The organism is Mycolicibacter arupensis, assembly GCF_002086515.1.
Taxonomy (GTDB): Bacteria; Actinomycetota; Actinomycetes; order Mycobacteriales; family Mycobacteriaceae; genus Mycobacterium; species Mycobacterium arupense.
The window spans coordinates 1-26,958 of the sequence record NZ_MVHH01000002.1; the positions used below are offsets into that span (position 1 = coordinate 1).

16 protein-coding genes are annotated in these 26,958 nt (G+C 69.1%); 3 read left to right on the top strand and 13 right to left on the bottom strand.

Going from position 1 to position 26,958, the window contains the following annotated elements:
* From BST15_RS01520 to BST15_RS22485, 5 genes are all read right to left on the bottom strand, one after another.
* On the bottom strand, positions 1-475 hold a 475-nt coding region (locus tag BST15_RS01520; protein ID WP_133053188.1), incomplete at its 3' end, for a DUF222 domain-containing protein.
* 96 nt (positions 476-571) lie between these two features.
* Complete coding sequence (locus tag BST15_RS01525; protein ID WP_046188774.1) at positions 572-1,321, bottom strand: 16S rRNA (uracil(1498)-N(3))-methyltransferase; 750 nt, start codon at positions 1,319-1,321, stop codon at positions 572-574.
* 7 nt (positions 1,322-1,328) lie between these two features.
* The gene (gene dnaJ, locus BST15_RS01530; protein ID WP_046188775.1) at positions 1,329-2,480 is read right to left on the bottom strand and encodes a molecular chaperone DnaJ; all 1,152 of its coding nucleotides are present in this window, start codon (positions 2,478-2,480) and stop codon (positions 1,329-1,331) included.
* A 33-nt stretch (positions 2,481-2,513) separates the two neighbouring features.
* Positions 2,514-3,557: a heat-inducible transcriptional repressor HrcA gene (gene hrcA / locus BST15_RS01535; RefSeq protein WP_046188776.1), complete on the bottom strand. Its 1,044-nt coding sequence runs from the start codon at positions 3,555-3,557 to the stop codon at positions 2,514-2,516.
* A 44-nt stretch (positions 3,558-3,601) separates the two neighbouring features.
* Positions 3,602-4,540, bottom strand: coding sequence for a LysR family transcriptional regulator (locus BST15_RS22485; protein ID WP_306341105.1), 939 nt, complete (start codon positions 4,538-4,540; stop codon positions 3,602-3,604).
* 221 nt (positions 4,541-4,761) lie between these two features.
* Here BST15_RS22485 and hisN point away from each other — a divergent pair, with 221 nt between their 5' ends.
* The 3 genes from hisN to BST15_RS01555 all read left to right on the top strand — a co-directional run bounded on the left by hisN (position 4,762) and on the right by BST15_RS01555 (position 8,852).
* On the top strand, positions 4,762-5,556 hold the full coding sequence (gene hisN, locus BST15_RS01545) for a histidinol-phosphatase (RefSeq protein WP_370759863.1): 795 nt from the start codon (positions 4,762-4,764) through the stop codon (positions 5,554-5,556).
* Between the two features lie 366 nt (positions 5,557-5,922).
* Positions 5,923-7,317 (top strand): pyridoxal phosphate-dependent decarboxylase family protein, encoded by a 1,395-nt coding sequence (locus tag BST15_RS01550; RefSeq protein ID WP_046188778.1) that lies wholly within the window; start codon positions 5,923-5,925, stop codon positions 7,315-7,317.
* Positions 7,314-8,852 (top strand): xylulokinase, encoded by a 1,539-nt coding sequence (locus tag BST15_RS01555; protein ID WP_046188779.1) that lies wholly within the window; start codon positions 7,314-7,316, stop codon positions 8,850-8,852. The genes BST15_RS01550 and BST15_RS01555 overlap by 4 nt, the downstream gene beginning before the upstream one ends.
* Positions 8,853-8,869: 17 nt before the next feature.
* Here BST15_RS01555 and BST15_RS01560 read toward each other — a convergent pair whose 3' ends face one another.
* The 8 genes from BST15_RS01560 to BST15_RS01595 are packed head-to-tail and all read right to left on the bottom strand — an operon-like array spanning position 8,870 to position 26,956.
* The gene (locus BST15_RS01560) at positions 8,870-9,373 is read right to left on the bottom strand and encodes an MTB12 family secreted protein (protein ID WP_131701163.1); all 504 of its coding nucleotides are present in this window, start codon (positions 9,371-9,373) and stop codon (positions 8,870-8,872) included.
* 36 nt (positions 9,374-9,409) lie between these two features.
* Positions 9,410-9,640: an MbtH family protein gene (locus tag BST15_RS01565; RefSeq protein WP_046188781.1), complete on the bottom strand. Its 231-nt coding sequence runs from the start codon at positions 9,638-9,640 to the stop codon at positions 9,410-9,412.
* The gene (gene mbtG / locus BST15_RS01570) at positions 9,621-10,913 is read right to left on the bottom strand and encodes an NADPH-dependent L-lysine N(6)-monooxygenase MbtG (RefSeq protein ID WP_046188782.1); all 1,293 of its coding nucleotides are present in this window, start codon (positions 10,911-10,913) and stop codon (positions 9,621-9,623) included. The genes BST15_RS01565 and mbtG overlap by 20 nt, the downstream gene beginning before the upstream one ends.
* Positions 10,910-15,337 (bottom strand): non-ribosomal peptide synthetase, encoded by a 4,428-nt coding sequence (locus BST15_RS01575; protein ID WP_046188783.1) that lies wholly within the window; start codon positions 15,335-15,337, stop codon positions 10,910-10,912. The genes mbtG and BST15_RS01575 overlap by 4 nt, the downstream gene beginning before the upstream one ends.
* Positions 15,334-21,927 carry a non-ribosomal peptide synthetase gene (locus BST15_RS01580; RefSeq protein ID WP_083070778.1) on the bottom strand — a complete coding sequence of 2,198 codons (6,594 nt, stop codon included), beginning with the start codon at positions 21,925-21,927 and terminating at the stop codon, positions 15,334-15,336. Before BST15_RS01580 ends, BST15_RS01575 begins: the two co-directional genes overlap by 4 nt.
* The gene (locus tag BST15_RS01585) at positions 21,920-24,895 is read right to left on the bottom strand and encodes an SDR family NAD(P)-dependent oxidoreductase (RefSeq protein ID WP_046188784.1); all 2,976 of its coding nucleotides are present in this window, start codon (positions 24,893-24,895) and stop codon (positions 21,920-21,922) included. The genes BST15_RS01580 and BST15_RS01585 overlap by 8 nt, the downstream gene beginning before the upstream one ends.
* Complete coding sequence (locus tag BST15_RS01590; protein WP_046188785.1) at positions 24,889-26,217, bottom strand: beta-ketoacyl [acyl carrier protein] synthase domain-containing protein; 1,329 nt, start codon at positions 26,215-26,217, stop codon at positions 24,889-24,891. Before BST15_RS01590 ends, BST15_RS01585 begins: the two co-directional genes overlap by 7 nt.
* Entirely contained in the window at positions 26,210-26,956 is a 747-nt protein-coding gene (locus tag BST15_RS01595) for a thioesterase II family protein (protein ID WP_046188786.1), read from the bottom strand. The genes BST15_RS01590 and BST15_RS01595 overlap by 8 nt, the downstream gene beginning before the upstream one ends.
* Between the last annotated feature and the right edge of the window lie 2 nt (positions 26,957-26,958).

Sequence of the window (26,958 nt, forward strand, 5' to 3'; positions counted from 1 at the left end):
GGTCGGCCAGGTGCGCTTCGGCCTGGGCCAGGGTACCGGCATCGATATCGGCGGGTAGGTAGCTGAAGAAGGAGCGGATCACCGCGATATGTCCCGCCCCGATGGTGCCGGCTCGTTGCGCGGTAGCCACCGCGGGCCGCACCGGTTCCAACGGCTCGCCGGTCAACGTTCGGCGGGCCCCGAGTTCGGCGGCTTCGGCGATACGGCGTCCGGCTTCCCCGCGGGTGATGTGCAACTCGTCGGCCAGGATCCAGCGGGGCTTGCCACCGACCTCGGCCGGGTCGGCGGCGGCCAGCTGATTCACCAGCGGATGCTCCACTGCCGGCAGGCGGCGTCGCAGCTTCTCGCAGCGCCGCAGCAGGGCCACACATTCCCGGGGCGTCAACGCATCGAAGTCCAACTCCAACGCCCGGTCCAGGTCAGCCGAGAGCGCGTCGAAGGCTTCGACAACTTCCTCGCGACCACTCGAACGCATGTGCTAAGACTAGCGCCGGGGTCCGACAAGTCACGGAAACTCAACCACACCTAAAACCACAGTGACACAAGTGAATACAGTGACACTGCGGGCGAACTATTCAGTCCCCCAGCGTGGCGTCAGCACCCCGAGCGCACCCAGCGCGACCGCGGCGGCGGTGGAGGTGCGCAACACCGTCGGCCCTAGCCGGACCACGGCCGCCCCGGCCCCGGTCAACGCCGTCAGCTCCGCCTCGGTGATACCGCCTTCGGGCCCGACCACCAGGGCCAGGGCCGGCGCACCCGCCCCGACGGCATCGGCCAGGGCGGCGCCGGCCGCGTCATGCAGCACCAGGACCCTGGTGCCGGCGGCCACCTGCTCGCGGACCCAGGACACCAATTCGGCGCCGGCCAACACTCCGTCCACCGGCGGAATGTAGGCCCTGCGGGATTGTCCGGCTGCCGCGCGGGCCACCGCCTGCCAGCGCCGCACTCCCTTGTCGGCGCGCGAACCGTCCCACCGGGCCACGCATCGGTCGGCCTGCCAGGCCACGAAGGCGTCGGCACCGGCCTCGGTGGCCAATTCGATCGCCAACTCGGATCGCTCGGATTTGGGCAACGCCTGGACCACCGTGACTGGCGGACTGGGAGGCTCGACCTGGGACCGCTCCAACACCCGCGCCCGCAACCCGGCGCGGTCGGCCTCCTCGACTTCGCACTGCGCCATGACACCGGCACCATCACCGAGGGTGAGCTGCTCACCGGGCCGGATCCGGCGCACCGTCGCGGCGTGGAAGCCGGCGTCGCCACCGACTACCGCCACCGAACCCACTTCGGGCAGCGCGTCGACGTAGAACAGGCCGGCCACCGCGGGCTCAGCGCCCGGTGAAGGTTTCGCGCAGTCGGCTGAACAGTCCGCCGCTGGGCGGGGTCTGCGCCGAACGGACTTCGGCGGACTCACGGTCACGGTGCTCTTTGAACTTGCGTAGCAGCTCGGTGTCATGGCTGTCGAGGCGCTCGGGAACAACAACCTCGATATGTGCGTGCAGATCGCCGCGCACTCCTGTGCGCACCTGCGGCATGCCACGGCCGCGCAGCACGATGGTGGCGCCCGGTTGGGTACCGGCAGGGATCGTGATGTCGACGGCACCATCGAGGATGGCGTCGACCACAACGGTGGCGCCCAGCGCCGCGTCGACCATCGGCACCGAAATGGTGCAGTGCAGATCATCGCCGTCGCGGATGAAGATCTCGTGGGGCTGTTCGTGCACCTCGACGTAGAGGTCGCCGGCCGGTCCACCACCCGGGCCGACCTCACCCTGCGCGGCCAGCCGAACACGCATCCCGTCGCCGACGCCGGCCGGGATCTTGACGCTGATCTCGCGGCGGGAACGCACCCGACCGTCGCCGCCGCACTGATGACAGGGATCCGGGATCACCTCGCCGACCCCGCGGCAGGTCGGGCATGGCCGCGAGGTCATGACCTGACCCAGCAGTGAACGCTGCATGCTCTGCACCTCGCCGCGGCCGTGGCAGGTGTCGCAGGCGATGGGGCGCGAATCTCCGTTGGTGCCGCGGCCCTGGCAGCGGTCGCACAGCACCGCGGTGTCGACCGTGACGCGCTTGGTGACACCGGTCGCGCACTCGGTGAGGTCTAGGCGCAGTCGCAGCAACGAGTCCGAACCCGGCCGAACCCGGCCGACGGGGCCGCGCGAGGCGGCACCGCCGCCGAAGAACGCCTCGAACACGTCCCCGAGGCCACCAAATCCCGAGGCGCCGCCGAAGCCGCCGAAGCCATTGCCGGCGCCGCTTTCCAGCGGGTCGCCGCCGAGGTCGACGATACGGCGCTTCTCCGGGTCGGAGAGCACCTCGTAGGCGGCGCTGATCTCCTTGAACTTGGCCTGCGCGGCCTCGTCGGGGTTGACGTCGGGATGGTAGGTGCGCGCCAGCTTGCGGTAGGCGCGCTTGAGCTCGGTGTCGCTGGCGTCCTTACCGACGCCCAGCAAGCCGTAATAGTCGCGTGCCACGCCTGACCCTTCCCACCTTCTGCCGACCGGAGATCAGCGAGCCCCGAGCACTTCACCGATGTACATCGCCACCGCGGCGACACTGGCGATCGTTCCCGGATAGTCCATCCGAGTGGGACCCAACACCCCCATGCCCCCGTACACGGTGCCCTGTGACCCGTAAGCGGTGGACACCATCGAGGCCCCGGCCATCTCCTGCGCCTCGGTCTCGTGACCGATGCGCACCGTGACTTTACCGGCTTCCTGCTGCACAGCCAGCAGCCGCAGCACCACCACCTGCTCCTCGAGCACTTCCAGCACCGATCGCAGTGAGCTGCCGAAGTCGGCCGCGTTGCGGGTGAGGTTGGCCGTGCCTCCCAGCAGCAGGCGCTCCTCGCGGTGTTCGACCAGCGATTCCAGCAGTACGGTCGCCGAACGGCCGACCGCGTTCGCCAGCCCGGGTGAGAGCCCACTGCGCCCGTCCAGGTGACCGGCGAGTTCGGCGACCGCGGTCGAGGCCGCCGAGATCCGCTTGCCCTCCAGCGCGGCGCCGAGTAACTCCCGCAGCTGACTGAGCTGGTGGTCGTCGATGGGATCGCCAAGCTCGACGATGCGCTGATCGACCCGGCCGGAGTCGGTGATCACCACCAGCAACAGCCGCGCCGGGGTCAGCGCGATCACCTCCAAGTGGCGCACCGTGGACACCGACAAGGTCGGATACTGCACCACGGCGACCTGCCGAGTCAGCTGCGCCAGGGTGCGCACCGCGCGGCGCAACACGTCGTCGAGGTCCACACCGGAGTCCAGGAACGACAGGATCGCCCGGCGCTCGGCGGCCGACAGCGGCTTGACGTCGTCGATGCGGTCGACGAACTCCCGGTAGCCCTTCTCGGTGGGGACCCGCCCGGAACTGGTGTGCGGCTGGGCGATGTAGCCCTCGGCCTCCAACACCGCCATGTCATTGCGGACGGTGGCCGGAGAGACCCCCAGGTTGTGCCGCTCGACCAAAGCCTTGGAGCCGATGGGCTCCTTGGTGGCAACGAAGTCCGCGACGATGGCGCGCAATACCTCCAAGCGGCGATCGTCAGCCACGCCCATGAGTGCTCACCTCCTGCGACGAACAGTTACGGCCGTTGTCGATTTTACGGTGACGCCGCCACTAGCCGGTGCTCGATACCGTGCACGATCGCGGGCTCGGCGTCGCGCACCGAACAGGCGACGTCGACGAAGCGGGTCACCAGCGGTGACGGTTCGTCATCGGTCCAGCCGACCGCGATCACCGATCCGGGCCAGTCTCGTATCGACACGAACCGGACTCCGGTCGCCGGCATGAAGTGAGCCGCCGCCGCACTGGTGACGGCGATGGCCGCCCCAGCCGCGACCACCTGCGCCTCCTCGGTGATCGAGTCGGTACGCACGGTGTCGATCCGGGCCGCGTCGGCCCGCGCCGCGGCCAGGCTCCAGAACGCGTGGTGAGCGTCGTCCACGCTGGAGGACTGGGTGATCGGTTCGTCGAGGAGGTCCCGCACCGACACCGACTCTCGGCCGGCGAGGCGGTGCGATGCCGACACCATCGCCACGACAGGATCGATCGCGAGGATCTCAGTCATCAGGTTGGGTGTGCTCTGGGGCAACCGCAGGAAGGCCACGTCGGCCGCGCCCGACGCGACCCCCGCCGACGGATCGGTGACCGGGAATTCCCGCATCTGCACGCTGACGTCGGGGTGACGCTCCCGGAACTCGGCAATGATCGGCGCGGTCAGTTCGAGGGCGGCACCCGGCACGTACCCCAGTCGCAGGGTGCCCGCCATGCCGCGGGCGGTCTGTTGGGCAGCCGCGGCCGCGCCGTCCAACGCGGCCAAGACGGCCCGCGCGCCCTCGAGAAACACTTCGCCGGCGGGCGTCAGGGCCACGTTGCGGGTGGTTCGCTCGAACAATCTGACGCCGAGTTCGTCCTCAAGGTCCTTGATCTGGCGGCTCAGGGCCTGCTGGGCCAGATACACGCGCGCCGCTGCCCGGCTGAAGTGCAGTTCCTCGGCGGCCACCACGAAGTGGCGCAGCTTGCGCGTGTTGATGTCGATAGAGCCCGATCCTAGGTCACGGCCTGCTGGTCAGACAGGGTTCGATCCGGTCGCGGAGCCGGGCACGGACAATAACGCCACGAACCGATGCTCCCGCGAGCCAGAAATTCCTACCTGTGTGGCACGCATTTATCTGCGTGCGGCGCGGGTCAGAATTTGGACTAATTGACGAGCAAACACACCCCACGTCCATTTGCTGGTATTGTCCCCCGCTTGTGGGAATTGCAGCAACATCCATCAATGATGACCTGACGTTGGCGCTGGCCCTGGCGGACCTCGCGGACGCAATGACTATGGACCGGTTCGGCGCGCTGGACCTGCGGGTGGACACGAAACCCGATCTCACCCCGGTCACCGATGCCGACCGTGCGGTCGAGGTCGCGCTCCGTGACGCCCTGGCGCGCGATCGGCCCGACGACGACGTCCTGGGCGAGGAGTTCGGTGGCAGCGCCCTCTTCAGCGGCCGCCAGTGGGTCATCGACCCGATCGACGGAACCAAGAACTTCGTCCGGGGGGTGCCGGTGTGGGCCACCTTGATCTCGCTGCTCGACGACGGTGTGCCGCGCATCGGCGTGATCAGCGCGCCTGCGCTGGGCAGACGGTGGTGGGCCGGTGACGGCCTCGGCGCATTCGCCGCGGTCGGGGACGCCGCAGCACGTCGTCTGGCGGTGTCCGCGGTGGCCGACCTGAGCGCGGCGAGCCTGTCGTTCGCCGGACTCAAGCAGTGGGCGCAACTGGGACTGCGACAGCGTTTTCTGGATCTGACCGACTCGGTGTGGCGAACCCGCAGCTACGGCGACTTCTGGGCCTACTGCCTGCTCGCCGAGGGTGCACTCGACGTGGTCGCCGAACCCACGGTCTCCCTTTGGGATCTGGCGGCACTGGATGTCCTGGTACGCGAGGCGGGCGGGGCTTTCACCGATCTGAGCGGCACCGCAGGCCCGCACGGCGGCAGCGCGGTGGCCAGCAACTCGCTGCTGCAGGCGGCGGTGCTCGACTGCCTCGGAGTGGGCTAGCAACGGGCATTCCCTGCGGCCAAGGGATTCACAACCAGAATCTGTTAATCGCGTCGATTTTCGGTGTTGGAATTGTCAATGCTGATTTGACATTCTTGATCGGCGGCCATTGTGCACATGTGTCGGTAATTCCGGCTGACCAATCGCAGCGGTCATGTGGGCGGGCAGGCGATCACGATTTCGAACTTCCCGATCGCGGCCGCGGCGGCCCCGGCGTGATGCAAAGGTATGGGCGCGACGTAATGTGACGGCGCGCGAGTCGGTCATGGTTAGCTCTGCTATTGCGCGTGCGAACAACAACAACACGATGCTCCCTCTCCGGTGCCCGGCCTGGAGAGGTCTTCAAGATGGAGGATCCGCTTCACCATGTCCGACTTCCCCTATACGGACCGCTTCACCGTCAACCGCACGTTGCCCGAACGTGGCCGGCCGCGCGATGAGGTACTGGCGGAGTTGCGTGAGATGGCGCAGGCCGAGGACCCCACCTGGGAGACCGGCAAAGTGTCCGGGACCATGTACTGCGGAGACCACGAGCACTACCGATTCCTCGATGAGGCCTTCGGACTGTTCGCCCACGTGAACGTGCTGCAGCGCGACATCTGCCCGTCGGCAACCAAGTTCGAAGGCGAGATCATCGCGATGGCACTGGATCTCATGCACGCCGAGGCCGTCACCGACGGCGAGCCGGTGGGCATGGTCACTACCGGGGGAACCGGCAGCATCATCCACGCGCTGTTGGCCTACCGTGAGCACGCAGCCAAACATCGGGGCATCACCCGGCCGAATTTCATCAAGCCCGAAACCGGCCACCCGGCCTTCGACAAGGGCTGTCACCTGTTCGGCATCGAGCTGCGCAAGGCCCCCATCGACCCGCAGACGGCGCAGGTCGACGTCGACTGGGTGGCCGCCAACATCGATGAGAACACCATCGCGATCATGGGCTCGGCCTGCAACTACGGCTACGGCACCGTCGACCCGATCCCGGAGCTGGGCCAGTTGGCGCTCGAACGCGGGGTGGGCTTGCACGTCGACGGGTGCCTGGGCGGTTTCGTGCTGCCGTTCGCCAACGAACTGGGCTACGACATTCCCCTTTTCGACTTCCGGGTCCCCGGCGTCACCAGCATCTCGGCGGACAACCACAAGTACGGCTACGCGTTGAAGGGTTCTTCGACCCTGCTGTTCCGCGACAAGTCCTACCGCAACGCGCAGTACTTCTTCCTGCCGGACTGGACCGGCGGCAAGTACATGTCCCCGGGAATCGAGGGATCCCGCTCGGGCGGGCTGATCGCCGCCGCGTGGGCCTCCATGGTCCAGCTGGGCCGGGAGGGGTACCGCAACTACGCCAAGGCGATCTTCGAGACCGCGGCGGCCATGCAGGACGCGGTGCGCAGCCACCCCGAGCTGACCATCATCGGCTCCCCCACGTTCTGCTTCAGCTTCCGGTCCGACGAGTTCGACATCTACCACGTGGCAGACGCCATGAAGCCTCAGGGCTGGCGGTTCAACGGCCAGCAGTACCCGAACGCGATTCACATGGCGGTCACCCGGCCGCAGACCCAGCCCGGTGTGGTCGAAGCCTTCACCGCCGATCTCGACGACGCGATCGAGTACGCCAAGAAGAAGACCGCCGCCGGTGAGGCGCCGATCAGCGCCGCGGTCTACGGCGGTGTCCCCGGCGGGATGACCGACGAGGCGGCCCATTTCATCGAAGGGTTCATGGAGCACATCCTCGACACCCAGCAGTCCCTGCCGCCCCAATGAGCGACCGCTCCGCCCACATCATCCTGGCCGTCGACCTCGGAACCGGCGGCCCCAAAGTCGGCTTCGTGTCGTTGGACGGAACCGTGCTGTGGTCGGATCACGTTGAGGTCGCGACCGAATACGGCCCAGGCGGGGAAGCCACCCAGGACGCCGCCCTGTGGTGGTCGATCATCCGCGACGCCACCCGACGCGGGTTGGCCGAAGGCGGTATCGACGGCCAGCGAGTCACCGGGGTGTCCATCACCGGGCAGTGGGCCAGCATCGTGCCGGTCGACGCCCAAGGGCGCCCGGTGGGGCCCTGCGTGATGTGGATGGACAGTCGCGGAGCGCCCTACAGCCGCAAGGCCTTCGGCGGGTGGCTGGCCGGTTACCGGCCGCGGGTGGTACTCAACTGGCTGCGCCGCAACGGCGGGGTCCCCTCCCCCAACGGTGACGACCCGATCGGGCACATGCTGCACCTGCAGCACGCCGACCCGGCGGTATTCGCACAGACCCGCTGGCTGCTTGAGCCGGTGGACTACCTGAGCATGTGCTTCACCGGGCAAGCAGCCGCATCGCCGGCATCGATGACGGGCAGCTGGCTCACCGACAATCGAAAACTGGGCGTGCTGGACTACGACGACGTGCTGGTGCGTCTGGCCGGTGTGGACCGCGCGAAGCTGCCGCCGTTGCTGCCCACCGGATCGATCATCGGCTCGGTGACACCCGAGGTCGCTGCCGAGCTCGGCATCTCGGCTGCGGCCCAGGTGGTCACCGGCAGCACGGACATGCACAGCGCCGCCGTGGGCTCCGGTGCGGTGCGGCCGGGCGAGCTGCACCTGACCATCTCGACCACCTCGTGGATAAGCTGCCCGATGCCGTCGAAGAAGACCGATGTGTTTCATCAACTCGCCACGGTTCCGGGCCTGGACCCGTCGTCCTACCTCTTGGTCGACATGCAGGACACCGCCGGGCGCGCGCTGGAGTGGTTGCGCGACAACGTCTTCGATGGCCTGAACTACGACGCGCTGACGCAGCTGGCGGCCGGCGCACCGGCCGGATCCAACGGCGTGATCTTCACCCCGTGGCTCAAGGGCGAACGCTCCCCCGTCGACGACCGCCAGGCCCGGGGCGGTTTCCACAACCTTTCGCTGGCCACCACCCGCGCCGATCTGGTGCGTGCGGTGCTCGAAGGGGTGGCTTTCAACAGTCGCTGGCTGCTGCGGTACCTGGACCGGTTCGCGCCCAATTCCGGGCCGATCCGGATCATCGGCGGCGGCGCGCGGTCGGACCTGTGGTGCCAGATCATGGCCGATGTGACGGGCCGCACCTACGAACGAGTCGCGGACCCGCTCAACGCCCAGCTCCGCGGCGCAGCGTTGTTCGCCGGAATCGGGATGGGTGTCCTGCGCCCCGACGAGCTGCGCCACCTGACCCCACTCGACGGCGTCTTCGAGCCCGACGCCGGCAATCGCGAGGTCTATGACCGGCTCTTCGCCGAATTCCCGGGGCTCTACAAGACGCAGAAGGGCATGTTCGGGCGCCTTAACCGCTGAGCGCCGCTGCTAGCGGGCTAGTGAGCGCCGAGGATCTGTATCAGCTGGGTCGCCGAGTCCTGCGACAGCACCCAACTGCCCTGATCGACGAGCTGCAGCGGCACGGTCCGCGGCGCAGGCATCTTGGGGCCGGTGATGGTGACATTGGCCAACCCCTGCCCGTCGCCGGTCTGCACCACGTTGAGCACGTCGAAGTTGTAGGGCAGCTCCCCGTCGCGGTATGCCCGACGCAGCTCACTGTCGAGCCCGTGCCCCTCGTGCTGAGTGATGCCGTTCTCGACCAGATCGGCCTTCTCCTTGTAGCCGATACCGGCATCGCTGAGCCTGGTCAGCATGCCCGCGACCTCGCCGGTCGTGGGCAGCGGCACTCCAGACGGCGCCGGCGGTGCGGGCTCCTGCGGAATGGGCGCGTCAAGCACCGAGTCCTGCGGTGCGGCCGGCTCCGCGGACGCGACGCCCCCCGTTGCGACCCCGATGGCGGCCAACGCCGCAGCGCCGATCAGTAGCATTCTTCCAGTCACGGTTCCCCCTCGAATAGCGACGGTTACCGCGCCAGGCTACCCCCGTTCGGCCGCCATGGCATCACGAAGACTCTTGGGCCGCAGGTCGTTCCAGTGCTGTTCTACGTATTCCAAGCAGGCCGAACGAGCGGCGCCCAGTTCACCTCCGTAGACCACGCGCCATCCGGCGGGCACATTGGCGAAAGTCGGCCACAGGCTGTACTGCTCCTCGTCATTGACCAGCACGTAGAAGCTGCCATTTTCGTCGTCAAAGGGATTGGTGCTCATCGGATCTCCTCGATATCGCTGGGGAAGGGGGTGACGTAGGCGCAAGATGAGCGCCCAGCACCCGGTCGGACAGCAGGCCCAGACAGCTCAGGTTGGGAAAGCCCGGCCCCTGGGTGAGGCCTGCCAAATTGGGTAAGAACAGCTTCGGGGTGACCTCACTGACGGCAAGATCCGGCCCGATCGCCTCGGCCAGCCGTTCCCCGGACAGCGGACCGCCCAGCCCCAACTCCAGCAGGTCCAGGGTGTCTTGGCCGAACAACGGCACAAACCACAGCGGATCGGCGCCGGAACCGTCGATCACCAGGTCGAAGCCGTGGACGGTCTCGAAGTTCTCGCCGCCCCGGTTGGTGCTCAACGTCAGTCGGATACGACCGTCTCGGGCCACCGCGTGGGCTACCCGGCCCCGGAGGTGACGGATCCGGTCGTCGGCCAGCAGCGCATCTTGCACCCGAGCCGAGAACACCCCGCGGTCGGTACGGGCGAGCGCGTCTCGCCGCTCCGCCAAGGTGAGCGCGGTCCAATCGATGGGGTCGGAGAACAACGCGTTCTCGAAGAACCCCTCCCCCCGGGTGAACAGAGTCACCTGCGGGGAGATCACCGTGATCGTCGAAACACGATGGCGGAAAAGCTCATTGAGCATCGACGCGGCCGTCTCACCGCCGCCGATGACCGCCACGCGTTCGGCGCTGATCCGATCGGCGGCGGCCCGATGCCAGAACTGGGCGATCGAGAGCACCAGGGGGTTGCCGGGCAGGATCGACTTCTCCGCCTGGCCCGGTCCGGTGATCATCACCGCGTCAGCGGCGACCTCCGTCTCGCGGGTGTGCAACACCCAGCCGGTGCCCTGCACCCCGAGTCGCTCCACCTCCCCCGGGATCACGGTCAGCTGCACCGCGTCGGCCACCCAGCGCAGGTACTGGCTCCACCGCAGGTGAGTCGGCGCTGGGCGGCCGCGATCCACCCATTGCGCAAATTGGCCGGTGGCGATCAGATAGGCCTGCCAGCTGTAGCGGGTCATCCGCTCGTCGAGTTCGGCGTTGCGACCGGCTACCAGTGCCGAGCGGTACGGAAAGCCGACGTCTTTCTCCGGGCTGGTCCCCAACCGGTGGGCGCCGTCGGTCCAGCCGCCGGAAGCGCGCCAGTTGGCGGCGACCTCGGTGCGTTCCACGGCGACCACGTTCGGAGCGGCGACCCCCATCGCGCGCAGCACGGCAGCCTTCGCGGCCACCGCCACAGCTTTGGCCCCGGCGCCCACCACCGCAAGTGTGCTCATCGCAGCTCCTCCACCAGCTCGCTCAGACTGTCGGCGAACAGCCCTTGCAGCTGCACGATCTCGGCGTCGCCGAGGATATCGGGCAGGGTGCGCCACTGGGCCATCAACGCCGGCCCGGCCCCGAGATCGGCCACCGCGGCGAAGATGCTCAGCTCGTGGCGCACCGCCTGGCCTGGCTCGGGCACCGACGGCAGCCCGGCGATCAGGTCGGGGGCCACTGCCGGTCCGCCGCCCACCCGGTCGACCCTGCCCAGGTAATTGAGCAGCAGCTGCGGGCCCGGAAAAGCCGCCAGCTGCTCGGCGGTATCGGCCCGTAGATAGGCCAGCAGGCCGTAATCGATTCCCCCGCCGGGAATTCCCGCCAGCGCATCCGCCACCCCGGCCGGGTCGGCCTGGGGCACCCGCAGCGGATAGATCGCCGAGAGCAGGCCGGCGATGTCGGTGGTGTCGACCCCGGTCACCACCTCCTCAGCGCGTCCATGGGTCTCCACGGCCAGCAACGGTGGCGTGTCGACCTGTCCGCGGCGGGCCCGCCAGGCCCTGACCATCCTTGCCGTCGCCGCGACCAGCAGGTCGTGCATCGGAACCTGGGTGGCCAACAGTGCAGCGGTGATCGCCGGGTCGGCCACGGTCACCGCCACCGTGAGGTCACCGGCGCGATCGTGCCGCGGGTCCACCCGTCGCGCACCCAACTCAGGGTCGTCGCCGGCCAGCTGTGCAGCCCAGTAATCCACCGTGTCCAAGTCCTGGGCGCGCTGCTGCAGTGCGGCCGCCCATCGCCGGTAGCCGCTGTGTTCCGGCAGCGGCTCGGTCCCGGCAAGGGCGGCATGCAGCTCACCGAGGATCACCTGCCACGACACCGGGTCCATCGCCAGCACGTGGGCGCCCAGGATCAGTACCCCAGCCCCACTCGGCGGACGCAGCCACACGGCGCGCAGCATGGCTCCGGCCTCGGGATCCAGGCTCTGCAGCAGTCGGGTGCCGTGCTCGGTGACCATCGACTGATCGGCCACCGCGACGGCCACCTCGCTCACGATGTCGGTGGTTTCGATCGGATGCAGCGTCAGCTCGGCCAGATCGAGTCGGGCGTGCAGGAGCGGGTGGGCGGCGACGACCGCGGCCACGGCCGAGCGCAGCCGCTGCGGATCGGTGTCCTCGGGCAGCCGGATCGCCTCGACCTGCCCCAGTCGGCGCGGACTGCCGTATTGGTAAAGCCAGCGGCCGGCGGGAAGCAAGGGGATCGGGCCGTCGTCACCGAACGGACCGCCGAATCTCGACGCTTCGGCGGCCTCGGCGAGTTCGCTGTCCAAGACCGCAGCCAAGTCACGGATCGTGTTGCAGCTCAACACTGCCCGCGGACGCAAGGGCAGTCCGCGCTGGCGTGCGGCGCGCACCAGCGACAGGGCGACGATGCTGTCCAGCCCCAGCTCCCGCAGATCGGCCTCGACCCCGAGCGCGGCGACATCGACACTCGGGGAGCCCGCCGGACCCGCCAACACCTCGGCGAGCACTGCTACCAAAGCTCTTTCGGTGTCGGTAACCGCTTCGACCCCGCCGCCGAGCGGACCGGATTGCGCCAGCAGCGCCGTCAGGTGCTCGGTGTCCAGTTTTCCGTTGGGAGTCAACGGCATCGATTCGACCGCGATGAGCCGCGCGGGGATCAGGTACGACGGCAACCGGGAACCGATCTCGGCGCGGACCCGGGTGACGTCCACCCCTGCGCCCACGACGAAGCCGGCCAGTTGAGTCCCGGTCGGGCCCGCAACGGCGAGCACGGCGGCGGCCGTCACCCCGGTCGCCGCGGCCAACGCCCCTTCGACCTCGGCGATCTCCACTCGGTAACCCCGCACCTTGACCTGGTCGTCGGCTCGGCCGAGATAGACCAGCCGACCGTCGGCGCGACGCCGGACCAGGTCCCCGGTCCGGTACATCCGGCCGCCGTTGCCGGAGGGATCGGCGACATAGCGGGCCGCGGTTGCCCCGGCACGGCCCAGGTAGCCCCGGGTTACCTGTGCCCCGGACAGATACAGCTCGCCGGCCACTCCGGCGGGCACATCCCGCAGCGCCGAGTCCAGCACGTGGGCGACCATCCCCCGCACCGCATGCCCGATCACCGGCACATCGGTGTCGGCAACATCAGCGACCACGGCTTCCACCGTCGTTTCGGTCGGCCCGTAGCAGTTGTGCACCGCCGTCGACGGTGCGGCCCGCAGCCGAGCCCACACGTGCGGGGCGATCGCCTCGCCGCCGAGCGCCAGCACCGTGAGCCGGTGGTCGGATCCGGCGTCGAGCAGTCCGGCATCGAAGAGCTGGGTGAACATCGACGGGGAGGTGTCGATCATGTCCAGGCGATGCCGGCGAATGCCGTCGATGATCGCCTCGGCGTCGCGCATCTCCTCGGCGGAGAACAGGTGCACGCTCTGTCCGCCCAACAGCCCGACCAGCGGCTGCCAGCTGGCGTCGAAACTCAGCGACCACGCGTGCGCGACACGCAGGGGACGGCCGAGCCGTGCGATGGCCGGTGCGTACATGCGTTGCTGATGGTCTGCGAAGTAGGACGCCAGGGCCCTGTGGGTGCCGATGACGCCCTTGGGTTCGCCGGTGGATCCGGAGGTGAAGATCACGTACGCAGCCGAATCGGGGTGGATCATCGTCGGCGTCGGGCGCTGCTCGACCCCGTCGGCGCGCAGCTGCGCCAGCAGCTCGGGGGTCAAGGTCATCTTCGGGCCGGATTGGCGCAGAATCGATTCGATGCGCGCCTCGGGCAGACCGATATCGACCGGAACGTAGGCGGCGCCGGCTTGCAGCACCGCCAGGATCGCGATGACCGAGTCCAGCGAGCGAGGCAGCGCTATCGCGACCCGGTCTTCGGGTCCGATCCCCTGCCCGGCCAGTGCCCGCGCCAGCCGGGCCGATTCGGCGGCCAGCTGCGCATAGGTCAGGCTGCGGTCCGCGCCGGTGAGCGCCACACTGTCCGGCTGCGCGGCAACGGCCCCGGCGAACAACGACGGCACCGAATTCGCTTGCACCGAAACCGGATCGGCGAGCACGTGTGCCCGCTCGGCCGGCAGCAGAACATCCAGGTCAGCGATCCGCGGCCGCGCCGGATCCACCATGTGTCGCAGCACCTGCAGCAGCCGCTGCCCCAGGTCGGGCACCGACAGCTCCCCGAGCGCATGGGGAACGGCTTCGAGCAGCACGGTGAGTCGGCCCTCGCGCGGTGGGTAACTGACCAGCGTCAGCGGGTAGTGCGTCAGGCTTTCCACCGTGACCGGAATGAACCGCACCCCGTCCGCGGTGGTGACACCGGCCGACGCCGAGCCGATCGGCGCGTTCTCGAAGACCAGCAGGGTGTCGAATACCGCAGTGCTGCTGGCCCGCTGCACCGTCGACAGGCTCAGATAGCTCAAGTCGCGCATGGCTGCGGTATCACGTTGCAGCGCTTGGCAGGTGGCGACCACCTCGGCCCGCGGAGGCGTGGATGCCGCCACCGGAACGGTGTTGATGAACAGGCCGACCATGGTCTCGACACCGGTCAGCTGTTGGGGGCGTCCCGACACCACCGCCCCGAAGGCCACGTCGGTCCGGTCGGTGAGCCGGCCGAGCAGCACCGCCCAGGCGAACTGCAAGACCGTGTTGAGCGTCAACCCGTGCCGGCGGGCCCACTCGGTCAGGCGTGCGGTGTCCTCAGCGTCCAGGGCGACCTCGTGGGTCACGGGTACGGCGCTGCCCACCACGGGCCGCGTACCCCGCGCCAGGATGGTCGGGGCGCTCAGTTCCGCCAGGTAATCGCGCCACGCCGCCACGGCGGCGTCGCTGTCCTGGCTTGCGAGCCATCCGATGTAGTCGCGGTAGGGCCGCGGTGGGGGTAGCGGATCGACTCCGCCGGCGCGGTAGATGGCGACCATCTCGTCGAAGAACACCGCCATCGACCACCCGTCGAGCAGCAGGTGGTGCACGGTGAGGATGAGCCGGCGCTGTTCGGGGGCCGATTGGACCAGCACGAAGCGCAGCAGCGGACCGCGAGCCAGGTCGAAGTTGGTGGTGCGTTCTACCCGCGCTATCTCCTCGAATTCGCTGGGTGCCGCAGTGATCTCACGCCAGGGAAGGACCGCCGTCGCCGGGATGATCTGTACCGGGTGGGGCAGGTCGACATCCCAGAACGATGCGCGCAGGTTGGCGTGCCGAGCCAGCATGGCCTCGGCGCTGCGACGTAGCAGTGCCGGATCCACCGCGCCGACGATGTCGATGACGAACTGCACGGTGTACAGGTCCACCCCGTCGCCCGCGGCGTCGGGTACGCCTCCGTCGTCGGTGGCGAGTTTGGCCAGTGAGAACAGTCCCTGCTGCAGCGGGGACAGTGCCAGCACGTCCTCGATGGCCGCGGCCGGTGCCGCGCTGGACCGTGTCGTCGCCTCGGTCACGGCGAATCACCCCATGCCGCGGTCAGATCGGCCAGCGCATCGCTGCTCAGACCTGAGACGCTCATCGGCTCAAAAGCCGTGTCGGCCGCCTGCGGAGTGCTTTCGGAGGCGTCGACGGCGGCGGCCAGTTCGCCGAACGTGGGGTGCTCGAAGATCATCCGCGGGTCCACATCCAACCCGGCTGCGCGAGCCCGGGCGGCCAGCTGCACCGACAAGATGCTGTCCCCGCCGAGTTCGAAGAAGCCGTCGCTGCGGCCGATCGCCTCAAGACCCAGCAGTTCGGCACAGATACCCACCAGAGTCTTTTCGGTGGGGGTGACGGCCGGGTCCGACTCCCCGCGGGTAGCCACCGCGGGCTGCGGCAGCGCGGGCCGGTTCAGCTTCCCGGAGTCGGTGAGCGGCAAGGCTTCCAACACCGTCAGCGATGCCGGAACCATGTAGCCGGGCAGCACCGCGGCCACCTCGGCGCGTACCGCGGCGATGAAGGCCGCCACGTCGTCGACCGGGTCGGCGGGCACCACATAGCCGGCCAGGGTGGTGACACCGCGCTGCTCCCACGTGCGGGCAGCCGCCGAAGCCACTCCGGATGCTGCGCGCAGCGCGGCTTCCACCTCCGCCAACTCCACCCGGAAACCTCGCACCTTGACCTGGTGGTCGGTCCGGCCGACGAATTCCAGGACGCCGTCCACGCTCCAGCGAGCCCGGTCCCCGCTGCGGTAGAGCCGGTCACCGGCGGTGGTCGAGAAGGGGTTGGCCACGAAGCGGGTCGAGGTCAGTCCCGGTCGCTTCCAGTAGCCGCGGACGATCTGCGGGCCGGCGTAGTAGACCTCTCCGACCACGCCGGGCGGCACCGGTTGCAGCGCGTCGTCGAGCACATAGGCCGCGGACCCGGGCGTGGGCCGACCCAGTTTCGGGGTCGGCGGCTCCAGTTCACCGCGCACGGCGGCCCCCGAGGTCTCGGTGGCACCGAAGTTGTTGAGCAGCGCAGCGTTCGGATCAAGCGCCGTGGCCAGGCGCGCCAGCAGGTCGGCGGAGACGGGTTCGCCGCTGCACACCAGCCGGCGCAGGCCACGCAAGGTGCCTTCGGATTCAGCCAGCACCGAGATCAGGCTGGCCACCGCGGTCACTTGAGCCACCCGTTCATCGACGATCAGCCGAGCGAGCGCTTCGGGATTGCGGAACTCGTTGTCGTCGGCCAGGATCAGCGTCGCCCCGGCGGCCAGGCCGGCCAGCATCTCCATGCCGCCCTCCAGGAACGTCATCGACGACTGGGCCAACCGGATGTCCTCACCGGTCACCGGATAGTGGGCGATCTGCCAGTTCAGCCGGGCGCTCATGGACCGATGGGTCCCCAACACGCCCTTGGGCACACCGGTGGATCCGGAGGTGAACACCAGATACATCGGGTCGTCCGGGTGCGGTACCGGAAGCGGGACTCCGGCAGCGTCTTTCGCCAGCTCGGCCTGCACCTCCGCGTCGTCCAGGCACAACAGCGTCACACCGTCGGGAGCCGGAATCGCCTCCCGGGTGGCGGCGCTGACCAGCACCACCGAGGCGCCGCCGGCCCCGAAGACGTCGCTGATCATGAATTCGAGGCGCTGCCGCGGATAGGTCGGGTCCAGCGGGAAATATCCGGCACCGGCCTTCATGATGCCGACCAGCGCCACCGGCAGATCCACGTCGCGTTGGACCGACAGTCCCACCAGACTTCCGGGCTGCACGCCGGCGGCGATCAGCAGCTCGGCAAGCCGGTCGGAACGCTGATGCAGCTGCGGGTAGGTGAGCTCGGCTCCCGCGCAGCGTACGGCGACGCCATCGAAGTCCCGGCTGGCCGCAAGCACGTCGGCGATAGTGCGCGGATCATCCGCGGGTACCTCGGCGCCGCGGCTCCACTGGTTCAGGATCAGGTCGCGTTGCGCGTCATCGACCAAGCTGATGTCGCGCAGCGCCCGGCCCGGATCACTGGCCATGGTCGCCAGCACCCGGCCCAGCCAGTCGGCCAGTCGCGCCACCGTGGCTCGCTCGTAGAGATCGGTCCGATAGATCAGGTGGCCGTCGTAGCCGGCGCCGTCGGCACTGTCCCCGGCCGCGGTGAACAGGTTCACCGACAAGTCGGCGTGGGCGATGTCGAACGTCGGCATCACGGTGCGGAAGACCAAGTCACCGTCGGACCCGGTGTCGATGACGTGGGTGACGTCGGCAGCTTCCCGCACGTGGACCACCACCTGGAACAGCGGATTGCGCGACAGGGTCCGGACCGGGTTGAGTGCCTCCACCAGTCGGTCGAAGGGCAGGTCGGCATGCGCATAGGCGCCCAGCGCGGCTTCGCGTGCCCGGGTCACCACGTCGCGCAGTGTCGGGTTGCCCGACAACCGGTTTCGCAGAACCACGATGTTGACAAAGAACCCGACCAGATTGTCCAGGGCGTCGTCGGTGCGTCCAGCGATGGGCACCCCGAGCGGGATGTCGTCTCCGCTGCCGGCCAGATGCATCAGCACCGCGACCGCGGCCTGCACCACCATGAACTCCGTGGCACCGGTCTCGCGCGCCAGTGCCGCCAGACCTGCCCGCACCTGCGGTGACACGGTGAAGGCGACCGAGTCACCCGAACCGTTGGCGGTGGCGGGCCGGGCGAAGTCCGGCCGCGGCCCGGTGTCGTCGGCCAGGCCGGCCAATTGTTCCATCCAGTAGCGGCGTTGCGCCTCGATCAGCCCCGACTCGTCGCGCAGCAGTTCGCCCTGCCAGTGCGCGAAGTCGGCGTACTGCAAGGCCGGCGGCGCCCATCCCGGCGCTGAACCCGCGGCCCGCGATCGATAGGCGATCAACAGGTCGGTGAACAGCACCTCGACCGACCAGTGGTCGGCGGCGATGTGATGGACCACCAGCGAGAGCACCCGCTCGTCGCCGGGCAGGTGCAGCAGTGCGGCACGGATCGGCCACTCCCGCTCGAGATCGAATGCGGCACCACGCTGCTCATCGAGGCGGGCCTGGGTCCAAGCCGTGACGGCCACCGGATCGGTTTCCGGGCAATGCAGCTCGGTCACCGGAAGCGCAGCCGCGGCGTTGATGACTTGGTGCGGCAGCCCGTCGACCTCGCGGAAGGTGGTGCGCAGGCTGTCGTGTCGGGCCACCACGTCGCTGATCGCCGCGATCAGCGACGCGGTGTCGCACGGGCCGGTGAGCCGAGCCGTCAGTGGAATGTTGTCACCGGTGGCGCCCGGGTCCAGCCGATAGGCGAACCAGGTGCGCAGCTGCGATGCCGACACCGGGGCATCCCCGGAGCGCGGCACAGCGACCAGCGCGGGTCGCCCGGCGGTCTGCTGCGCGGCCGGTGCCCGGTCGATCGCCGCGGCCAGCCTGGCTACCGTGCTGGCCTCAAAGATCTCGCGGATGCCGATCTCCACGGCGCATCGCGAGCGGATGGCGGCGACCAGTTTCGTGGCCAGCAGTGAATGCCCGCCGAGGTCGAAGAACGAGTCGTCGGCGCCCACCTTGTCGCGGGAGAGCAGCTGGGCGAACAGTTGCGCCACCAGGTGCTCGGTCTCGGTCTGCGGTTCCCGGTAGGGCGTGCTCTCGATCGGTTTCGGGTCGGGCAGAGCGGCACGGTCGATCTTGCCGTGCGCGGTGATCGGGATGTCGTCGACGACCACGTAGGCGGCGGGAGCCATGTACTCCGGCAGCGCGGCGGCAACCCGCGCGCGGATCCGCGGAATCTCGACGGTTTCCTCGCCGGCACCGGGTCCCACGGGGGTCAGATAGGCGACCAGACTGCGGCCCAGCCCGGGCAGGTCCGACACGACGACCACACACTGGCCGACGCTGGGATCCACCGAGATGGCGGCGGCCACCTCGCCGAGTTCGATCCGGAATCCGCGCACCTTGACCTGGTCATCAGCGCGACCGATGAACTCCAGGTCGCCGGCGGCATTGCGGCGGGCCAGGTCGCCGGTGCGGTAGAGCCGTTGACCGGGGGTCCAGGGGTCGGCCACGAAGCGTTCCGCGGTCAGTCCAGGGCGGTCGAAGTAGCCACGGGCCACATGGGTTCCGCCGATGTAGATCTCGCCGATCACGCCGACCGGTACCGGCGCCAGGGCGTCATCGAGCAGCCACATGGTGGTGTTGATGTTCGGGCTGCCGATCGGCACGATCCGATTGCCCTGCGGGCCTTCGACCTTGTAGCGGCAGGAGTTCACCACGGTCTCGGTCGGACCGTAGAAGTTGTGCAGCAGTGCATCGAACGTGGCGTGGAACTTATCGGCGAGTTCGCCGGGCAGCGGCTCGCCGCCGATCGGGATGCGCCGCAGTGTCCGCCACTGGTTGACACCGGGCAACGACAGGAACAGACCCAGCAGCGACGGCACGAAGTGCATGGCGGTGACGCCTTCGCGCTGCAGAAGATCGGTCAGGTACCCGATGTCACGCAGTCCGTCCGGGCGTGGAATCACCAGCCGGGCACCGTTTCCCAGGGTGCCGAACAGCTCGCCGATCGACACGTCGAAGCTCGGAGAGGCGACCTGGAGCAAGACGTCGGAGTCGTCGATTCCGTATTCGGCGCCGAACCAGAGCAGGTACTCGGTGATCGGGGCGTGGGAGACCTCGACGCCCTTGGGCAACCCGGTCGAGCCCGAGGTGTAGATCAGGTAAGCGAGATTCTCCGGGGTCAGCGGGCGCACCCGGTCGGCGTCGGTGGGGTCGGTGTCGGGCCGGCCGGCCACCTCGTCGGCGGTCAGCGGCTCGCGCAGCACCAGCGCCGGCCGGGCATCACCCAGGATGAATTCGATACGGTCCGCTGGGTATTCGGGGTCGACAGGGACGTAGGCGGCGCCGGCCTTGGCGATGCCCAACGCCGTGACCACCAGATCCACCGAGCGGCCGAACAGCACCGCGACCTTGTCCTCGGTGCCGATGCCGGCCGCGATCAGGTGGTGGGCGATCCGGTTGGCGCGCGCGTTGATCTCGGCGTAGCTGTAGCGGCCGTTGTCGTCGACGATGGCGATGGCATGCGGGGTGGCCGCTGCGCGATCGGCGACCAGGGCGCCCAGCGTGGCTGGGGCGTCCGAGGCCGGGGTGTAGTCCGGTCCGTGTGAGACCGCTTCCAGCCATGCCCGATCCTCGTCGCCGAGCATGTCGAGTTCACCGACGGTTCCGTCCGGTTGGGCGACCGCGGCGGCCAACAGTTGCACCAGGTGGCGCAGGACCTGGTCAACCAGCGCCTCGTCGAGCACGTCGTGCAGATACTCGGCCTCGATCAACGCGCCGCCATCGTGAGAGCCGCCGGCCTCGACCATGATCCCGAGCGGCAGTTGGGCGATCTTTCCGCGGTAATCGGCTCGGGTGCAGGTGATCCCGGCAGGCTGGAAGCCCTCGCCGTGGGTGGAACGGAACCCGAAGCTGATGCGGGTAAGACGTTCCACTCCCCCGTGGCGGCGATCAGGGTTCAGTTCGCGCACCACGCGGTCCAAGTTGATGCCCTGATGGCCGAACGCGCCCAGCGCCGCGTCACGGGTGCGGGCCACCAGTGCACTGAAACTGTCCGCGGCGTCGACCTTCGCGCGCAGCACGACGGTGTTGCCGAAGTAGCCGATGGCCCCCTCGGTGCCGGCGGTGCGGTTGAGCACCGGTGATGCGATCAGGAAGTCGTCGGTGGCGGTGTAGCGGTAGATCAGGGCGGACAACGCCGCGGCGATCACCATGTAGGGCGTGGCGCCGTTGCTGCGCGCCAGCTCGGCGACGCCGGCCATCAGTTCGGCGGGCAGCGTGCGCGTGCACAGGCCGGCGCGCAGCGTGCCGGGAATGGCCGAGCCGTGCGGGCCGGGCAGCTCCAGCGGATCGGGCGGGTCGGCCAGCAGGGTCCGCCAGTACGTCAGTTCGGCTTCGTGTCCGGAGCCCGCCGGAGCGACGGGATGCGGCACCGGCGGGCGGGCCGCAAACTGCTCGGGGTCGGTGTAGGCGGCGGTGAGGTCGGCGAAGAAGACTGCCCAGGAGTCGTCGTCCCAGGCGATATGGTGCGCCACCAACAGCAGAATGTGTTCGTCGGGACGGACGCGGACCACGGTGAGCCGCAGTGGCGCATCGGTTTCCAGCCGGAACGGGGTGGCGAATTCTCGCTGGGCCAGCACTTCCAGCCGCAACGCCCGGGCCTGATCGGGCAGGTCGGACAGGTCGTGTGCGGCGAAACCGGGCGTGACCTCGGCTATCGCCGGGTGGGGTTCGCCCGCGTCGTCGACGGTGTAGACGGTGCGTAGGACTGGGTGTCGGGCAGCCACGGCGACCAGCGCGTCCTGCAATCGGGCGGCATCCAGCGGGCCGGTGAGCCGGTAGGAGACCGAGATGTTGGCCAACGAGCCGTCAGGGTCGAGCTCTTGAACAAACCACATCCGGCGCTGGCCATCGCTCATGGTCAGCGGCCCAGAACCGTTGTCCGGTGCGGGACCCCGCTGTGTGGCGGCCAGCCCGCGTTCGGCGAGACGGCGACGCATCAGCTCCAAGCGCAGCTCGTTGGCGTCCGTCGCCAAACCGCCGGTGTCATGCGGCGATCCCAGCTTCGCCTCTCCTTCGTCGAGCCTCGCTAAACCGCCGGTGTCAGTCATGGGTGAATACAGTCCTTTCCGTTGCCGGCGGCGGTGCTGCGTCATCACGCAGCACCGCCGTCAGCTGGGCTCCGGTCATTCCGGCCAGCAGCGGGCCCAGTGCCACACGTAGTCCGGTGGCTCGTCCCAGACGCTTGCGCAGGTCCAGTGCGAGCAGCGAGTCCAAGCCCAGATCGACCAGGGCTCGGTGCATGTCGATGTCGTCGGGGCCTTCCAGGCCAAGCACGGTCACCAGCTCGTCGGCCACCACGTCGGCAATCGAGCGGTCGGCGCCGACGCCAGTGGAGGTGCACAGGTCGGCGGTCAGGGCCGCGTCGAACGGCGACGGCACGCCCTGACTGTCGAAGAACACCGCCAGCCTGTCGAAGTCGGCGGACAAGATGGCGGGGTCGTTGGGAGCGGCGACAAGTCCGGCGGTGATGGCGGCTTCTGGCGCCATCGGAGTCAGGCCGGTCCGGCCGATCCGGTCCTTCTCCTCGCCGCTGACCACGGCGACGCTGCGCCACAGCCCCCAGCGGATCGAGCTGGCGCCCAGCCCCTGCGCCCGTAGCTGTCCGACCAGGGTGTCGGCCATTCGATTGGCGGCCGCATAAAGACCATGCCCAGAGCCACCCCACAGCGCCAATACCGAGGAACACACCAGTACCCGGGCGTCGGCGTGCAACGGCCAGTGCCGAACCACGTTGTCCAGTCCGATCACTTTGGCGCCGAGCGCATCCCGAATCGCGGACTCAGTGACCGTCGACGCCGCAATGGCCTCCGCCGAGGCCGTATGTACCAGGAGACCGGCCGGTGCGGGCCGATGGTGCGCGATCACCGCCGCGACCGCTGCGTCGTCGGTGATGTCGCAACGGATCGCCGTAACGCGTGCCCCGGTCCGTGCGCGCAGCACCGCCAACTGCGCCGCAATGGTGTCGGTGGCGCCGCTGCGACTGAGCAGAACGATGTCCTGTGCGCCGTGGTCGGCGCAGTAGGCGGCATAGGCCATCCCGATGGCTCCGGTGCCGCCGGTGATCACCACGCTCTGCGGGAGTGCGGGCACCGTCGCGGCTGCCGGGGACTCGACGAATCGGCGGGTGGCGAGCACCCCGCCACGGACCGCGACCTCCGTGTCGTCGAGCACAAGCGCGCCGACGGCGGCCCGCAGATCCTCGTCGGTGACCTGCGCGGGCAGGTCGATGTGGGCGAAGGTCTGGTCGGGGTAGTCGAATCCGGTACTGCGGTGCAGCGCGGCCAGCGCGGCGGGACCCGGGAGTGGCGGTGTGTCAGCATCGAGCTGCTCGGCGCCGCGGGTCAGCAGCCAGACACGGCGGCAGTTGCGGCCGGGCTGGACGGCGGTCTGGGCGGCTGCGTAGTGGACGAACTCGGCTGCCGCCGCACCGATCTCCGTGGTGGCTGCGGGCGGGGCGACCAGGAGCAGCAGCTCGGCGTCTTCCGGGTCCGTCACTGCGACATCCGAGGCCCCCAGGGCGGCCACCAGCCGTGCGGTCAGCTCGGCCGATTTCCCGGTGTAGTCGTCGACGGCGACCCGCACGGGCCGGCGCCCCGGTTCAGTGGCCGGCTGCCAGCTTTCGGTCATGACCACCGGCGCCCGACGGCGGGGCGCCGATTCTTGCGCACCGGCCCACAGCCGGTTGGTGTGCATCGGTGCGTGCGGGAAGTGCCGCAGCGGCGCCGGAGCCTCCGGCGGAGTGAAGTCCCGCCAGCGATAGCCGGGGTCGGCGATCGCTGCGGCGGCAATGTTGGCCGCCAGCGCGTCGGCGGCCGGCCGGTCGCGGTCGGTGCTGCCCAGCACCTGCGCGGCGCCGGCGGAATCACCCAGTGCGATCAGCAGGGTCGGGTGGGCGGACATCTCGATGAACGTCGTCACGCCCCGGGCGACCGCCGCGGCCGCGGCCAGGTCGAATCGGACCTGCCTGCGCAGGTTGTCGAACCAGTACTGGCGGAACGCCGTACCGGCCGGGATCGGACCCCCGTAGACCGAACCGAGGAATTCCACCGGGGCACTGTGGAACACAGCGTCGGGAAGCTGCGTGGTCAGCTGGTCGCGTAGCGGTTCCAGGGCACTGGTGTGTGCCGGGTAGCGCACTGCAAGCTCGCGGGCGAACACCCCGCGCCGTTGCGCGGAATCCAGCAGCTGTTGTATCGCCGGCCACTCACCGGATATCACCACCGACTCCGGGCCGTTGACCACCGAGAGCTCCAGCCAGCCCGGGGTCTGCGCAATGATCTCGGTCGCGGTGTCGGCGCCCACGGCGATCATCGCCATGCCGAATCTGACCGGGGCGTTGGCGGCGAGCAGGTCGGTCAGTTGAGCCCGTGTGGCCACCACGGCCACAGCGGCATCCAGGTCCACCACGCCCGCGGTGTAGGCGGCGGCCAGCTCCCCCAGGCTGTGGCCGACGGTGATGTCGGGCAAGACACCGAAGTGCCGCCAGGTGGCCGCCAGTGCCGCGGCGTGGGTGAACTGTGCGGCCTGCACCACCACGGGGTCATCGCCGCCGTCCTGCGTCGAATCATCGGTGCCGCGCAGATAGTCCAACGGCGACCGGTGACCGGCACGCACGAAGGCCTCGTGGCAACGGTCCGCCTCGGCGCGATAAGCCGCGACGCCCCACAGGCCGGCTCCCATGCAGGGCCACTGATTGCCCTGGCCGGGAAACACGAAGGCGGTGCGCGCGGCCTCGGGTTGATTCGACCGGACCACCAGTGGGTGTTCGGCCCCGCGATAGAGCGCGTCGAGGCCACTGAGGAGTTCGTCGGTGTCGCGGGCCCGGACCATCGCGCGGTGACGGCGTAGCGGGCGGGTGGCCCGCAGGGTGTGGGCGACCTGCGGCACTGCGGCGGGATGCGTGTGCAGGTAGCGAACCAGTGCGCCCGCCTCGGCGGCCACGAGGTCACGGGCATGTGCCGAGATCAGGACCGGGATCCGGCCGTCGGGCAACGTGTTCGGGTGATTGCTCAGCATGCCGGCACCGCTTCGGAGCTCTCGTCGACCGCCACGATGAGATGCGCGTTGGTGCCGCTCATGCCGAAAGCCGATACCGAGCCGTATCGCCGGCCCTCCTGCGCCGGCCAGGCGGTGCTGGTTTCGGCCAGCGTGACACCGCTGGCATCCCAATCGATGCCGTCGTGCCGGCCGTCGCCGACATGCAGGGTGGCCGGGATCGTCTGGTATTCGGCGGCCAAGAGCACTTTGGTCAGTCCCAGGGCTCCGGCAGCGGCCTGAGCGTGACCAATGTTCGATTTGACCGAGCCCAAACGTGGGCCGGCGTCGGGTGCGGCCTCGGCGCCGTACACGCTGGAAAGCGAACGCAATTCGACTGGATCGCCGACCTTGGTCCCGGTGCCGTGCCCCTCGATCATCCCGACCTGACCAGGATGGAGGCCGGCGTCGGCCAGGGTGTCCCGGAACAGGCGCTGTTGGGCGGTTTCGCTGGGGGTCAGCAGGCCCGCCGTGTGACCGTCCTGGTTGAGCCGGCTGGCCAAGATCTCGCCGTAGATGTGGCGTCGTTCGCGCAGTGCGGCCGACTTGCGTTGGAGCACAAAAACTCCGGCGCCCTCAGCCCACACCGTTCCGGTGGCGGCGGCACTGTAGGGCCGGCAGTGGCCGTCATCGGAGAGCGCATGCTGTTTGGAGAACTCCACGAAGAATCCCGGCGAACCCATGACACACACGCCACCGGCCAGCGCCATGTCGGCATCGCCTGACCGGATGGCCTGAACCGCCAGGTGTAGCGCGGACAGCGCCGACGAACACGAGGTGTCGACGGTCAAGGCCGGGCCGGCCAGGCCGAGGGTGTAGGCGATCCGGCCGGAGATCACCGACAGTGCGGTGCCGGGCAGCAGGTGACCGCTGTGCGCGCTGAACTGCGCCATGTCCGGTCCGTAGCCGGTGACCGAGGCACCCAGGTACACACCGACGTTGTGGCCGGTGAGGTCGTCGGGATTGATGCCGGCGTCCTCGCACGCACGCCAGGCCACCCGCAGCGCAACCCGCTGCTGCGGATCCATCGCGATGGCTTCCCGCGGCGCGATGCCGAAGAACCCGGGGTCGAATTCGGCTGCACCCGAGAGGAATCCACCCACGTTGCAGATGGGTTTGAAGCCTTCACGGTGAGAACCCTCGATGAGTTCGCGCACCGCCCAGTCACGGTCCTCGGGGAGGGCGCTGAGCGCTTCACGGCCGTCGGCCAGCAGTGACCAGTACTGCTCGGCGGTGTCGATGCCACCGGGCGCCTCGACGCCGAGGCCGGTGATGACGACCGGGTCCTCGCGCCGATCATTCATCGGCGATGATCCGCTTCGCCAGGGTCTCGATGTGCTCGTAGTGGTAGAAATGCCCGCCGTCGTAGAGCGAGACCGTGCAGGCTCCGGTGGTGTGATCGGCCCAGCGTTCCAGCAGGTCGGGGCCGACTCGGTCGTCGGAGCGGCCACCGAGCACCGTGATGTCGGCGCGGATCGTGACGTCGGTGGCGCACTGGTAGCGGTTGAACGCCAGGTAGTCCGAGCGGACCGGGGTCAACAGCAGGTTCAGGAACTCTTCGTCGGCCAATATGCGTGGATCGGTGCCGCCGAGCTGGGCCAGTTCGGCACGCAGGTCGGCGTCGCCGGTGGGCACCTTGCGCAGTCCGGCCACGATCCCGGGCGCCGGGGCGGCGGACGCCCACAGCCGCTGGATCTCGATGCCGCGTTCTTCGGCGATCCGGGCGAACTCGAACGCCACCAGCGAGCCCATGCTGTGGCCGAACAGGCGCAGCGGGCCAAGCCGGTGCCACGGCGCGGCGTCGAACAGACTGCGGGCCAGCTCCGGCAGGGTCTCGGCCGCCGGCTCGCGGAAACGGTCAGCACGCTGGGGATACTGCATGACGTAGGTGTCGGCACCGGGGGCCAGCGTCAGGGCCAGGGGGCGGTAGTTGACCGCCGTTCCGCCGGCATGCGGAAACAACAGAGTCGCGACGCCGGGTCCGGGAAAGCGGCCGATCCAGGACGGGAATTGCGCGACGGCCGAGGTGTCGTCGACGGCCATCC